Annotated in this window: 12 protein-coding genes; 2 read left to right on the forward strand and 10 right to left on the reverse strand. The window is 41.4% G+C overall.

Annotated elements, in window-relative coordinates:
- Window positions 1-9: 9 nt before the first annotated feature.
- The 8 genes from RT138_RS05895 to RT138_RS05925 form a co-directional block, all read right to left on the reverse strand.
- The gene (locus RT138_RS05895) at window positions 10-1,089 is read right to left on the reverse strand and encodes a porin (protein WP_313189969.1); all 1,080 of its coding nucleotides are present in this window, start codon (window positions 1,087-1,089) and stop codon (window positions 10-12) included.
- Window positions 1,079-1,666, reverse strand: a complete 588-nt coding sequence (kdpC, locus tag RT138_RS05900) for a potassium-transporting ATPase subunit KdpC (RefSeq protein WP_313189970.1) — start codon at window positions 1,664-1,666, stop codon at window positions 1,079-1,081. The genes RT138_RS05895 and kdpC overlap by 11 nt, the downstream gene beginning before the upstream one ends.
- A 6-nt stretch (window positions 1,667-1,672) precedes the next feature.
- On the reverse strand, window positions 1,673-3,682 hold the full coding sequence (gene kdpB, locus RT138_RS05905; RefSeq protein WP_313189971.1) for a potassium-transporting ATPase subunit KdpB: 2,010 nt from the start codon (window positions 3,680-3,682) through the stop codon (window positions 1,673-1,675).
- Between the two features lie 15 nt (window positions 3,683-3,697).
- Window positions 3,698-5,386, reverse strand: a complete 1,689-nt coding sequence (gene kdpA, locus RT138_RS05910) for a potassium-transporting ATPase subunit KdpA (protein ID WP_313190167.1) — start codon at window positions 5,384-5,386, stop codon at window positions 3,698-3,700.
- A gap of 20 nt (window positions 5,387-5,406) precedes the next feature.
- Window positions 5,407-5,484: a potassium-transporting ATPase subunit F gene (locus RT138_RS18870; protein WP_185212105.1), complete on the reverse strand. Its 78-nt coding sequence runs from the start codon at window positions 5,482-5,484 to the stop codon at window positions 5,407-5,409.
- 4 nt (window positions 5,485-5,488) lie between these two features.
- A complete protein-coding gene (locus tag RT138_RS05915; protein ID WP_313189972.1) occupies window positions 5,489-5,824 on the reverse strand; it encodes a hypothetical protein in 336 nt (111 codons plus the stop codon).
- 92 nt (window positions 5,825-5,916) lie between these two features.
- A complete protein-coding gene (locus RT138_RS05920; RefSeq protein ID WP_313189973.1) occupies window positions 5,917-6,276 on the reverse strand; it encodes a hypothetical protein in 360 nt (119 codons plus the stop codon).
- A 252-nt stretch (window positions 6,277-6,528) separates the two neighbouring features.
- Window positions 6,529-7,872 carry a sigma-54 dependent transcriptional regulator gene (locus tag RT138_RS05925; protein WP_313189974.1) on the reverse strand — a complete coding sequence of 448 codons (1,344 nt, stop codon included), beginning with the start codon at window positions 7,870-7,872 and terminating at the stop codon, window positions 6,529-6,531.
- A gap of 345 nt (window positions 7,873-8,217) precedes the next feature.
- Between RT138_RS05925 and RT138_RS05930 the strand changes: the two genes are divergently transcribed.
- Complete coding sequence (locus RT138_RS05930) at window positions 8,218-8,721, forward strand: thermonuclease family protein (protein ID WP_313189975.1); 504 nt, start codon at window positions 8,218-8,220, stop codon at window positions 8,719-8,721.
- Between the two features lie 4 nt (window positions 8,722-8,725).
- On the opposite strand, the gene RT138_RS05935 is transcribed toward RT138_RS05930, so the two are convergent.
- Complete coding sequence (locus tag RT138_RS05935) at window positions 8,726-11,401, reverse strand: cation-translocating P-type ATPase (RefSeq protein ID WP_313189976.1); 2,676 nt, start codon at window positions 11,399-11,401, stop codon at window positions 8,726-8,728.
- Between the two features lie 181 nt (window positions 11,402-11,582).
- Here RT138_RS05935 and RT138_RS05940 point away from each other — a divergent pair, with 181 nt between their 5' ends.
- The gene (locus RT138_RS05940) at window positions 11,583-12,455 is read left to right on the forward strand and encodes a universal stress protein (protein WP_313189977.1); all 873 of its coding nucleotides are present in this window, start codon (window positions 11,583-11,585) and stop codon (window positions 12,453-12,455) included.
- Here RT138_RS05940 and RT138_RS05945 read toward each other — a convergent pair.
- On the reverse strand, window positions 12,415-14,877 hold the full coding sequence (locus RT138_RS05945; protein WP_313189978.1) for a phosphocholine-specific phospholipase C: 2,463 nt from the start codon (window positions 14,875-14,877) through the stop codon (window positions 12,415-12,417). The genes RT138_RS05940 and RT138_RS05945 overlap by 41 nt on opposite strands.
- Window positions 14,878-14,952: the final 75 nt, after the last annotated feature.

The following is a 14,952-nucleotide window of genomic DNA, read 5'->3' on the forward strand; positions in this document are numbered from 1 at the left end:
ATTAACTAATTAGAATCGCCAACCTAAGGCAGTGCTGATTGTTGTGCTATTGCTTTTTAATTCGGATTGGTTATTCGCAAATACTTTTTCAGAGGAATTCAAATTCCTGACTTCGGTCCTCCAGATCAATCCTTTATACAAGTCTACATCAAATCCTGCAGAATAGCCAAGAATGTTTGTTCCTACCTCTCCATACCTCCCGAACACGACCCCATCCTCGTCATTAAAATACTCCAATCTCGCATTCATTTTAACTTTAGGAGCAATGGCATAATTTCCTTGGATTCCTGTATTCCACCAATGGTAATTTTTTGAAAGGAGCGGTTGCTTCTGCATCCCATAATCCCAGTTTGCCAAGATATTCATCTTTTCGTTTACCGCAACTTGAACATATAAATCATGGAAAAACCTTAAGCTATCTGAACCTTCATCACCTATATACGAGCTACTGTTCACAACAACAGATTCAACTGGTTTATACTGTATCTGATGCCCGAAGGACATATTTTTACTTGTATTTGGTAATTGTATTCTTTGCCAACCATTTAATGCAACGGCTGCTAAATATAGTTTGGAATCCTTAGTGGTATAGGAAAGCCTAGCCCCTGTCTCAAAATATGGAGAATTCTCCGCTGCTAGGCTCCTGCTCAAGCTAATGTTATCCAGACCTATCGCACTTTCCCCTCCTATATGAGAAGGCAATACACCTGCATCGATCCAGAGGTCATGGTTCTCTAAAAGTTTATAACCAACATTTGCCTCATACACATTCTTCCAAACACCCTCTTCTCCTGCATAATTAGCATTCATATAGCTCCCGACCGCAATAGCCAAGTTGCTTCGAACCCTATCTCCATCAAACGTTGCCTTGAGCATTGCCAGATTAACAGAGAACTCATTGCTACGGTTATGGCTATAAATAAATGCCGGCCTTTTGTGGTCCTCAGGATTATTGAAATCATAGGTATAATACGATTCGATATAACCGGAGATAGTCAGGTTCGATTTCAATGATTCGGAGATTTCCTGTGCATCAACAAGACTAATACTTAAAAAGCCAGCAGCCGAGCAAAGAAATTTATTGAGCATCTTGAACTCCTTTCTTATTAACCATATTGTCTAATGCTAAGTTTAGCTCCAATACATTCACTTTCTCGGGACCAAACATGCCCCATAATGGCTTCTCCGTATTTACCTGGATCAGCTCCATTAATGCAGGTTCTTCCAAACCTCTCAATTTAGCAATCCGAGGAACCTGAATTTCTAAAGCATTAACAGAAAGGTGGGGGTCAAGACCGCTTCCGCTTGCTGTAACGATTTCGGTTGGAATCTGTTCTTTGCTCACATCCGGGTTATGTGACAAAAAATGTTCGATCCTGCCCTCCACTTCCTGTATATATTCTGGGTTAGAACCTGCTTTGTTACTGCCACCAGATCCTGCAGCATTATAATCTACAGCTGATGGTCTTGACCAGAAGTATTGGTCTTCTGTAAACTGCTGTCCGATATTCTTATAATATGATTTTCCATTTCCCTCTACAAGAAAGCCTTTTCCTTGATTAGGACTCAACTGAGCAATTGCCCACACAACAAATGGATATAATATTGCAAGTAAAATAAAAGATAAGATACTCATCTTAATTGCCGGTAAAATATGTGTTTTCATTTCTGATTAAATAAATACTGATAATAATAGATCGATCAACTTGATACCAATGAATGGCACAATCAATCCTCCAAAACCGTAGATCAAAATATTTCTACGCAACAAAGCGGATGCACCGATAGGTTTATAGGCCACCCCTTTCAGGGCCAAAGGGATCAACATAGGAATCAGGATGGCATTGAAAATAATAGCTGAAAGGATTGCTGATTCAGGGCTGCTCAATTTCATGATATTTAATGGAGCCAAAGCAGGGATCATGGCAACAAACAGAGCTGGTATGATGGCAAAGTACTTAGCAACATCATTAGCTATACTGAAAGTAGTCAATGTTCCTCTGGTCATCAAAAGCTGTTTACCGATTTCTACGACCTCAATAAGTTTGGTTGGGTCATTGTCCAGATCCACCATATTACCAGCTTCCTTGGCCGCTTGAGTACCACTGTTCATCGCAACACCCACATCGGCTTGCGCTAATGCCGGCGCATCATTGGTTCCATCACCCATCATGGCTACCAACTTACCTTCAGCTTGTTCCCTACGGATGTAGTTCATCTTATCTTCAGGTTTCGCCTCAGCAATAAAATCATCCACACCAGCCTTTTTAGCGATGTATTCTGCCGTCAAGGGGTTATCACCAGTTACCATCACTGTTTTGATCCCCATCTTCCTCAAACGCTCAAAACGTTCTGAAATACCTGGTTTGATGATATCCTGTAATTCAACTACACCCAAGGCTTTTTCATTTTCAGAGACAACCAATGGGGTACCACCATTACCAGAAATGCTTTCCACCGTTTTCATGACATCCTCAGGAAATTCATTGCCTGCTGATTCAACCAGTTTTTTAATGGCATCTGTTGCCCCTTTACGGATCCGCTGATTTGCGATATCCAACCCTGAACACCTTGTCTCTGCAGTGAATTTGATAAACTTGGATTCCTGTAATCTAAAGGGCGCTAAATCTAATCCTGCCAACTCCACAATGGATTTCCCCTCAGGAGTCTCATCGCTCATGGAACTCAATGTCGCTGCCCGGATTAATTCCGCCGAATCAACACCTATTGCCGGATGAAACTTCGTAGCCTTTCTATTACCGATGGTAATCGTTCCGGTCTTATCCAACAGCAATACATCCACATCGCCAGCTGTTTCAACGGCTCTACCTGACTTGGTCAAAACGTTCGCCCTTAGTGCACGGTCCATCCCAGCAATACCGATTGCAGATAATAAGCCACCAATGGTAGTTGGAATAAGGCAGACAAATAGCGATATGAACGCTGCAATACTAATAGGGACATTGGAATAATCTGCGAATGGTTTCAGGGTCACACAGACCAAAATAAAGACTAGGGTAAAACCAGCAAGTAAAATGGTTAAGGCAATCTCATTCGGTGTCTTCTGTCTTTTGGCACCTTCAACCAAGGCAATCATCTTATCTAAAAAAGACTCCCCGGCAGTAGCGGTAACCAATACCACGATTTCATCTGATAACACTTTTGTACCACCAGTCACGGAACTACGGTCACCCCCAGACTCTCTAATGACCGGTGCTGATTCACCTGTGATGGCACTCTCATCAATGGTTGCAAGGCCTTCAATGATCTCACCATCGCTGGCGATAATATCTCCTGCCTTACAGACAAACACATCTCCTTTTTGCAATTGCGATGATGGAATGGTCCTACCATCTTTCAATTTCGCTGGGGTTTCCTCCCTCGTTTTCCTCAAACTATCAGCCTGAGCCTTTCCCCTAGCCTCTGCCAAGGACTCAGCGAAATTCGCAAACAATAAAGTGATCAATAAAATAAGGAAGACAATAAAATTATATCCGAAAGAACCTTGCGACTGATCTCCCAATAATATGGCAATACATACGACTAACATCACCACAGTACAAACCTCTACAGTAAACATGACTGGGTTACGGAGCATTTCTTTAGGATTGAGCTTAATAAAAGCCTGTTTAAAAGCAACTTTTAACAACTCGGTATCAAAGAATGGATTATTTGATTTCATTTTGAATCTCATTAATTATTTAATAGAAAAATACTCTGCAATTGGACCTAGGGTCAATGCAGGGAAAAACGCCAATGCAGCAACAATCACGATCACGGCAAAGACCATAAATCCAAAACTTGCTGTATCGGTTTTAAGGGTTCCGGCACCTTCTGGGATATATCTTTTCTCTGATAATATTCCCGCTATGGCAATTGGACCAACGATAGGGATAAACCTGCCAAACAAGAGCACAATACCAGTACTGATATTCCACCATAAGGTATTATCACCTAATCCCTCAAAACCACTACCGTTGTTCGCTGAAGCGGAGGTAAACTCATAGAGCATTTCAGAAAAACCATGGAATCCAGGATCATTGGTTGTACTTGCTCCAATACTAGGATAGGCAGCAGCAATTGCGGTCCCTATCAAAATCAGGAATGGGTGGATCAAGGCTACGATCATGGCGATTTTCATCTCCCTTGCCTCTACCTTTTTACCCAAGAACTCTGGCGTACGTCCTACCATCAATCCAGAAATAAATACCCCTAGGATAATAAATACAAAGAAATTAAGGATCCCTACGCCATTACCTCCATAAAAGGCATTGATCATCATGGCCAACATTTCATTCATTCCCGAAAGCGGCATACTACTATCATGCATGGAGTTTATCGAACCAGTAGAAATTACCGTAGTTACAATCGACCAGAAACCTGAAGCCGCCGCGCCAAACCGGATTTCCTTTCCTTCCATGGCCCCCAAATCCTGCGTCACACCCAATCGTTCGATGGCAGGACTTCCCTGCGCTTCCATCAAGACATTTGGAATAGCCAGGCATAAGAAACCTATGGTCATCACTCCAAATATCAGCCATGAAAGTTTTTTCCGATTAATGAAGAAGCCAAGTGCAAATACCATGGCAACAGGAATCACAAACTGCCCTATCATTTCGACAATATTTGAAATATAGCTGGGGTTCTCAAGGGGATGATTTGAATTCGCACCGAAAAAACCTCCCCCATTCGTACCCACATGTTTTATGGCAACAAATGCAGCCACTGGTCCTCTAGACACTTCCACAGTATCTCCCTGAAGGTTAACCATGCTATCCTTGCCTTCATAGGTTATTGGCGTTCCTTGGAAAACAAGGATCAAGGCAACGACAAATGATATTGGCAATAGGATTCGAGTACATGATTTCAAGAAAATATCATAGAAATTACCGAGCAGCTTGCTGCCCTTATCCTTAAAAGCCTTGAACAATATTATTGCAGCCGAAATCCCAATACCGGCACTAACAAACTGAAGGAACATCAATCCCGTTTGGGATAAATAGCTGACGCCAGTTTCCCCTGAATAATGCTGAAGATTACAGTTTACCAAAAAGGAAATGACGGTATTAAATGCCAAGTCTGGCGACATGTTCGGATTAGCATCAGGATTTAAAGGGAGATAAGCTTGAAACATCAAGACCAACATCCCTACAACAAACCATACTAAGTTGATGGTCAATAGAGCGACTAAATGTTCCTTCCAAGTCATTTCTTTCTTAAAGTCAACACCTGAAAGTCGCATAATCCCTCTTTCAACCGGTCCAAACAGTTTATCCAAGAAACTCGGTTTATCGGAAAAAACATTGGCGATATATTTACCTAGGGGAATAGCAAGGATGATAGTTGCTATAAACATGAAGACAACGCCCCATATTTCTGTGTTAATTAGATTCATTTTTCTTTTCCTTAAAATTTTTCAGGATTCAACAATACATACATGGTGTACAAAAAGACCATGATGGCGACGATTAATAATGCGATCATATCTCTAATTTTCTATAATAGTTTTTACATAAACTGACCTCATTTCCTTCGGGAAAAAGGTAAGATGCTTCCTTAAGCTTGCCGGAGATTCCATGGAAGCCATAGGCTCCAGAAACTCATTCTCTATGGCATTCTTCACATGCAAAGATCCCCCGCCATACAAAATCCCTATGACATGCAATGCTTCTCGGGTCATTTGCTGTTCATCTGAAGAGCCTTCAAAATTTGCCAAACAATATTCAGCAACACGTTGAAGAACCTCATATTCCGACTCCAGCTTTCCACCCTTCACGCAGTGCGGTAGCCAAGCTTTTACGGTTGAAATAATTTTACTTTCCATTTCCTTAGATTTTGTCGAAAAAATCAACTGATTTGAAGAATAGAGCAAAGCAGACAATGCCCAAAATCAATAATGCTATGGTTAATATCATATTACTTGATGTGTTGAATGATGTAAACTTCCTTAAGACCATGAGGGAGCTCTGAGATAATCTTGCTCCATTGCTTGGCACTGCACAAATGGTCCATTCTCGTTAAGCAGTGCATAAACAGATACTCCACTTGTTGCCTGATCTGTTGATCACCTTTCTGATAAAGGATACCTACGCAGGCTAGGATCCGCTGCACATAGCGGAAGTTTTTCCTTTGACATAATTCGCGCATATAACTCACGATCACCTGCATAACCGCAGCCACATTGCCTTCCGATTTTAGACTCTTCAGCCGTGGAGATAATTTCCGGATATGCCTTCCTACATAATTTGCCATCTCTTGGGATGTAATCTTTTCCATAATAAAAAAATCATATTTGACCCTAGATGCCAATCTCTATTCCAGCGAATGAAACAAAGACCTAACTAACTACTTATCAGTAGGATAAATTAAAAAAGGAAAATATAGGCAATAAAAAACCCTATCATTTTGATAGGGTTGTTATCATTTTGAGAACCAGGATGAATGGGATTAAAGGATAAACCAGGATATCTGGTCAACCCTATTTAGGGATGGACAAAATACTAAATACTAACTACTAAATACTAAATACTAGATCTTGTACTCCTCAATTTTTCTATACAAGGTAGCTACGCCGATTTCCAACAAACGCGCAGCTTCGGCTTTGTTTCCTTTGGTAAAGGCCAAAACCTTTTGGATATGCTTACGTTCCATTTCGGCGAGTGCCATAGCCGACAAGCTATTGGAAGTACCTTCTTGCATACAAAACTCATAGGGCAAAGCGTTCGCATCCAAGGTATCACCCTCAATGAGGATCAAACTTCTTTCTATACTGTTTTTAAGCTCCCGAACATTACCTTTCCAAGTATGCTTTTGCAATAAATCAATATAGGAATCATCTATTTTTGGAACCGGCATATTTAATTTTGCAGCTTGGAGAGCCACAAAATGTTTCACTAGCAGCGGAATATCAGAAGTGCGTTCTTTTAGGGAAGGTAATGTTATCGCGAATACCGAAAGCCTATAATAGAGATCAGAACGAAACATTCCTTCCTCAGCTTCCTGCTCCAAGTTTCTATTGGTGGCGGCAATAACGCGAACATTGACTTTCGTTGGTCTACTTTCCCCTACTTTCAGGAACTCTCCAGTTTCCAGCACCCGCAATAGTTTTGCTTGCAGTTCAATGGGCATTTCACCTATTTCATCTAAGAATAAGGTCCCTTGATTGGCTTCCTCAAACAAACCTTTTTTATCTTTCAGTGCACCGGTAAACGCACCTGCAACATGGCCAAATAATTCCGATTCCAATAGGTCCTTGCTCACCGCAGAACAATTTAAGGCAACAAAGGATTTCGAGTTACGCTTGCTATCATAGTGGATTGCTTGCGCAAACACTTCCTTCCCTGTTCCTGTTTCACCTAACAATAAAACCGTGGCATCTGTCTGGGCAACCTTCTTGCCAAGGGATATCGCATTCTGCAATTCTTTAGATTTCCCTACGACCTGATCAAAGGAATATTTCTTACCAACTTTCTCCTCCAGTTGCATCAAGCGTTTCGCCATTTCTACCTTTTGAAAAGCCTTATTGATCAATGGAATGACTTTATTGTTATCATCTCCTTTGGTCATATAATCAAAAGCACCGTTTTTAATGGCTTGTACACCATCGGCAATTTGACCAAATGCAGTCATCAATAAAACTTCGGCAAAGGGTTGTAGCTTTTTGATTTCCAGAACTGCTTCTACCCCATTCCCATCTGGAAGCTTCACATCACATAAAACCACATCGATATCTTTGGTTTTTAGGATCTGATAACCAGCCTTGAGGTTGGCCGCCTGAAAAACTTCCAGATCATCCCATTCCAATTGGATAATCCTAGCCAGTAATTGGCGTAGTTTATCTTCATCATCAATAAGCAAAATCTTCTTAAGCATGGTCTAAATTAGTATTTACTAATTAGTATTTACAACATACGAAGCTAAAATGTCAAAATAATAGAAAAATCCCAAGGCGGGGAGCCTCAGGATTTTATCAAACCAATTATTAACCTAAATTATGAAATTTCTTTTTTTACATTTTTACTTTGTTGATGATATAACGCAAGTCAAAAGCAATTCGCGTCAAGCCCTGCCAATCTTAACATAATTTAACAACTCAGCTTTGTTGCTTATTCAGCATATAAAAAATTATCTTTCTTACTAAGAATGCATTAAACAAAACTGATGGTAATATTCCTGCTATGCGGTTTGTAGGGTGGAATTGATTGCTATTTTTGCAGCATGACGATCAAACATCTACTGAGCTTATCCTTCCTGCTATTATTGATTTCCCAAACTGCCTTCAGCCAGGAATTGCTAAAGGGCAAGGTGGTAAAGATCTCAGATGGAGATACGATGACAGTTCTGGACAGCCTAAACCAGCAGCACAGGATTAGGCTGCATGGAATTGATAGCCCAGAGAAAGGTCAGGATTATTATCAGGTGGCAAAAGACTATGCAGGTCAACTCTGCTTCCAAAAACAGGTAGAAGTAGCCATACTGGATTACGACCATTACAAACGTGCCATTGGCAAAGTATATGTTGATGGTCTGGAGGTAAATTTAAGCCTATTAAAGGTTGGTCTTGCTTGGCATTTCACACAATTTGACCAATCAGAGGAATATGCACTTGCAGAAGCTGAAGCAAAGCTTAATAAGATGAATATCTGGTCCCTTAAGACGGTTACTGCCCCTTGGGAATTCCGAAAAATCAAGAGACAGCAACAGAGATTGAAAGCCAAATAGAATTCTAATTGGCCTTATTTCTAATCAGCTTAAATAATTCATTGACGAATAGTGGCACCAAACCAAACCCTAAAACTTTCAGCCAATCATTAAGCCCAATAATCTGCAATTTAAAGGACTCCCTTAACACTGGTACAAACAGCACCAATAGCTGCAGGGCAAATCCTAGAACAATGGCAAACACTAAATACTTATTGGAGAATATTCCAACCTTAAAGATGGATTTGTTCTCGCTCCTAAAGGACAAGGAATAAAACAATTGACAGGCAATAATGGTCAAGAAAGCCATAGTCCGTGCATAGGAATGTATGTCTTCAGGAATTTGATCCTTAAATGGATTGTAGCCATGCTCAAAATAACCGATCAAAAATGCCGCTGCCGTCAATAGGCCAATCAGAATCCCCGCTACGATAACCCTTTGCGTACCGCCATGCGAAAAGAAGTTTTCATTTAATTCCCTTGGTTTCTCCTTCATCACATTTGGGTCCCCCAGATCCATCCCTAAGGCAACTGCAGGCAAGGTATCGGTGATTAGATTGATCCATAACAGTTGTGTCGCCAACAGCGGAACTGGCAATCCCGCTACGATGGTCACCAACATGGTAATGACCTCACCTAAATTACTTGCCAATAAAAACACGACCGATTTCTTGATATTATTATAGATATTTCTGCCTTGCTCTATCGCACCAATGATGGTCGAGAAGTTATCATCGGCAAGGATCATATCCGATGCGTTCTTGGCAACATCTGTCCCTGTAATCCCCATGGCGACCCCGATATCGGCAGCATTCAAGGAAGGCGCATCATTTACCCCGTCTCCGGTCATCGACACAATGTTTCCTTTCGATTTGAAAGCTTTGACGATATTGACCTTATGTTCCGGAGAAACCCGGGCAAAAACCCGGTAATCAGCTATATGCGATTCCAGTTCTTCATAGGAAATAGCGTTGATCTCTTTTCCAGTTGTAACCTGATCAAAGTTTTCGGCAATCCCTAATTCCTTCGCAATGGCAAATGCTGTATTGCCATGGTCACCGGTAATCATGATGGTTGTCACCCCAGCTTCTTTGGCCTTTGCTATGGAGTCCTTCACTTCCTTCCTTGGAGGGTCGATCATACCGACCAGCCCAATAAAAACCAGATCCTTTTCAAACTCCTCCTTCTCTATTTTGGAATCACTCTCCTTAAAAGCCACGGCCAATGTCCGCAATGCTTTAGAAGACATCGCCTCCACGGCATCAGTGATCTGCTTTTTATGTTCCTCGGTTATGGGATGTAATTCTTCATTTTGAATAATATACTTACAGTTCGGAAGAAGGCTATCCACAGCACCTTTGGTATACAAGATATATTTAGAATCATGGTTGTGCAAGGTCGACATCATTTTCCGATCTGAATCAAAAGCTAACTCATCCACCCGCGGTTGATTGCTCTGAAGTTCCTTCCTGTCCATTTCCCATTGATCCGCCAATGCCAGTAAAGCAACCTCTGTGGGATCTCCCGTCTGTTTATCCTCTTCAAGCGTTGCATCAGATGCGAGCACCATCGCTTCAGCCAATAGGTTTTCTTCAAAAGTATTTTCCCCTTCATCATCCACGGAGATCAAATCATCACTAAAGGTAAAGGCTTCCTGAACGGTCATCTTATTTTGGGTCAATGTCCCAGTCTTATCAGAACAGACGATGGTTACCGACCCTAAGGTCTCTACCGCGGGAAGTTTCTTGATAATGGCATTCTGCTTGGCCATTTTAGTAACCCCGATGGACAGCACGATCGCAACAATGGCAGCTAGACCTTCCGGAATGGATGCAACCGCTAAAGAAACCGAAGTCAGGAACATCTCCGTCAAGTCCCTGCCCTGAAAATAAGATATAATAAATATGACCACACAGATACCAATGGCCACTTTGCCCAAAGTTTTGCCTAAATGGTCCAAACGGATCTCCAAAGGAGTTTCCTCAGTTTCGCCAGTATCCAGAAATCCGGCAATTTTTCCAACCTCGGTCTGATTGGAAGTTCCGATCACCAAACCAACGCCCCGACCATAGGTCACCAAAGTAGACATATACGCCAAGTTGATCCGATCTCCCAATGGAATGTATTCTTCATCCAATTTTGCCTCGGCATCTTTCTCAGCAGCGACGGACTCTCCTGTCAGGGCAGATTCATCAATCTGAAGGTTCGCCGATTCAAGCAAACGTAAATCAGCAGGAATATATCGGCCGGCCTCCAACATCACAATATCACCAGGAACCAATAGCTCAGAATCGATCTCCACAACCTTTCCTTCTCTTTTCACAATGGCTTTAGGATGGGAAAGGTTTCTCAGAGCATCAATGGCATTGTTCGCCCTTACTTCCTGAAAGAGCCCCAGAAAAGCATTGATCAATATGACGATCAAAATGATGATACCATCGGTATATTCACCCATAAAAAAGGTAATCCCTACTGCAGCAAAAAGAACATAGATCAGCGCATCATTCAGCTGTTCAAAGAATATGCGAAAAATGGATTTCCTTTTCTGTTCCTGAAGTTTGTTCTTGCCATATTCCTGCAACCTCTTTTCTACTTCTGGACCATTCAGGCCCTCCGATGGATTTACGCCCATTTTCTGGAGAGACTCTTCTACACTTAATGAATAACTATTGTTGCTGATCGTTTTTTGTTCTTCTGCCATATTATAGTAAATACCCTAAACCCAAAAATAGTTCTAAATGATCTTTCTTTCGATGATTTGAATCACTTTCACTCAGCATTTTAGTTAATAGGGGACACTAAACTGCCCATTCAGGGCTAAAACTTGATTCAGGCCTTTCTTTTGGCTATATTTGGGATACACTCATCCTACCGATAGTATTATGAAAAACGCACTTTTAATTCCAACCGACTTTTCTGAAAACGCATGGGTAGCCATTAAATATGCTGCAAACCTAGCCATCAAATTTAACTGGGATATTCATGTACTCCATGTTTACCAAAAGTTTGATAGACTGCTTGCCACGACAGAATTCAATGAAGCCGTAGCGAAACACAATGAAGATGCATCCATAGGTGAAATGCAGAACCTGGAAAACAAGATAAAAACTGAATTTCCTAAACTTGGACTCACTACCGCATGTATCGACGGAAATTTAACGGAAACTATTTTAAAGGTCGCAACGGAAAACAATGCACCCTTTATCATTATGGGTACCAAAGGTGCTAGCGGATTAAAGGGATTGGTGTTTGGCAGCAATACCTTCGAAATTATCCAGGAATCACCAATTGGAGTAATTGCCGTTCCTGAATCATATCAGGAGTTTAAACTGGAAAAGATCGGGATGCTGACCAATTTCCAGGCAACAGAATTTGACCTCATTGATAGTTTTATCCATAGAACAAGTCCTGCCATTGACTTGGCACTTTTGCATGTGCTCGAGTCCAATAAAAGCAATGATCAGAACACGATACTATATTGGGAAGAAAAGATGCTTAAACATACCGGCGTGAATTCCGTGACGTTCAAGAGTAAACAGATGATCAATAGGATTGATGTCAAACAACCAATCCCCTATTGCATCGAGCAAATGATCCTGGAAGAAGGAGTAGATTTACTCCTTCTTACTTATACCAGGAAAAGCTTCTTTGCGAATTTATTTTCTAAAAGTTTGACAAAATCAATTGCCAATGAACTGACTGTACCGAGCTTCTTTATGCGAGAATATTTTCTCCACCCATTAAGGGATCAGTAATACTTGGTTTGCCATTTTCTATATGACCTGCATATTTAATGAATAGGTCTGGATCTTGATCCGAGGTAATCTCAAAATCATACCAGCCATTGGATTTATCCAATTTCCAAGTCTCTTTTTTGCTTTTACGAGCAGAAAGGGTCTTTGGCGAATGGCCATAGGAAGGATCCTGTACTTTCAGGTCCACGGCGCTATTTTTCAATTCCAATTGGAAGCCCATATTCGCATGGCCGCTTACAGCTTTTAGGGTTGGAAATGCAGCCTTCACCTTCCCTTTGAATGCTCTATAGAACCCATTCGGGCCATGTACGGAGAAACAGAAGATATCATTTTTTATATCGGCAAGATCGATGCTGTACACCAACTCTTCTTTGGCTTTGACAGCAAAATTCCAGGTTCTACCGATTTCGTTCTTCGCACCATAGGCGGTATGCGAAATCAATTGAAAGGGTACACCTACCGTTTTACTATGAGCTAGGTTTCCATAGAGGCCAAAATGGAAGTATAATTTGCCGCCCTCCACAGATAGGTTCACGTCCATATCATACGGAATGGCGCAGGCTGGTTTTGTTCCCTTTTCTTGCAATCCTAAACCGGTATTAAAGGAAAGGTTATTCTTTATCTTGGAAAGGCTATCAGGGCTGACCGCCTTGAAGTTTCCAGGAATGGACTTATCCTTTGCTGAAAATATCCGTTCTACATATTGATCTCTGTTGACGAAATCAATGGCCGGACGCTGATTTTCAGGAATCGGTCTGAAGGAAGATGTTAGGTTTCCACAGATCAATCTTCTCCAATCGGTCAAGTTTGTTTCCTTGACTTCTTTCTTATATTTTTTCTGGATAAAATGCTCTAAGAACTGCAAGGTCGAGGTATGGTCACATACTTCCGAATTTACCCAACCGCCTTTTGACCAAGGTGAGGCAATGACCAATGGCACTCGATATCCCAATCCAATCGGACTATCATGCACCCCGGTTTCTCTTCCTGTCCTTTTATTCTCTTGCTCTACAGTTACATATTCGTCTGCGGTATTCATCCCTTTTGGAACAGCACCAGTTTCCTTTTTACTGCTCAATGGTGAAATGAAAGGCGCAATATGATCAAAGTAGCCATCATTCTCATCATAGGTAAGGATAAAGATGGTTTTCTTCCATACTTCGGGATTGGCTGTCAGGATATCCAAGCTTTCAGAAACATACCAAGCTCCGTACCATGGCGAACCTGGATGATCCGAAAAGCGACACGGCGCTACCAACCAAGATACAGCAGGCAGCTTTCCTGATTTCACATCCTCGCGGAACTGATGGAAAACATCACCCTTAGGCACTTCAATCTCGACCCCATCTTGCCCCTTGATCTTGGAAAGCTGATGGTAATTCGGGTCATTTGTATTGGTCGCAAATGCACGAAGATGAATCTCTTGCTCTTGCTTGCTTAATTTTTTGAAATTCTCTGGTGAATATTTTTCTACATCCTTTTTATAACCTTCCAATTCATTCACCACCTTTTGATAGGCTTCTTGGTTCGCAAATTTAGCTACGGTCAATAAATGCTCGATTTCCTTAACTTTTTTCTGCGCAAATCGATAATATGCAGGATGGAATTTTACCTGATATTGCTTATGGAATTCTAGGTTATTATCGGTAAAGTTGGCTAACCAATCTTCTTCTTCACCTTCGAATCCAACAGGCAGACTCAATTCATTCTGGTATACCTTCCATGATATTCCAGCTTCCTGTAATCGCTCTGGATAAGTTTTCCAACTCACATCTTTGTAATTGATCTGCGAATTATCGACATGGGCTGTAGATTCGGGATTATGGGGTTCTTCACGCACAGTACCCGACCAAAAATAGGAACGATTGGCACTGGTACCCGTCAGCGACGAACAGAAATGTTGGTCACACACCGTAAAGGCATCCGCGAAGGCATAATAAAATGGAATGTCCTTTCTTTCAAAATAGCCCAAGGTCAATGGGATATGTTTGTATTCGGGATCACCGGCTTGTTTAGCTTCCAGCCAGGTATTCATCTTCCCTTCATTACGGGCAGCAACCATGTCGCGCCAACCATGTGGAAGACTTCCCATCCAGGTAATCTTGGTGTTTTCAATATCTAAATGAAAGGGAGCATAGATCTCCGCTTTATTATTCTGTTGGTACCACACCGGCAACCCGCTGGGTTGACGCATGGCCCGAGGATCATTGAACCCACGGACACCCTTCAAATTGCCATAACAATGGTCAAATGATCGGTTCTCTTGCATTAAAAAAACAATGTGTTCCGCATCCAAGTAGCTACTTCCTGGTTTGGCATCAATGGCTAAGGCTCTTTGTATTGATTCAGGTATTAGGTTTATGGCAGCAGTGGAACCTGCAAGCATCGAAGCTTTCTTTAGAAATTCTCTTCTATTATCCATTAAAAATTAGTTTAGACAGCAAAGCTATCATTTTAATCAGTTTAAACTTTAATATAGGCATTCTAACCCTAAGAT

It is taken from the genome of Sphingobacterium sp., from assembly GCF_032065005.1.
Taxonomy (GTDB): Bacteria; Bacteroidota; Bacteroidia; order Sphingobacteriales; family Sphingobacteriaceae; genus Sphingobacterium.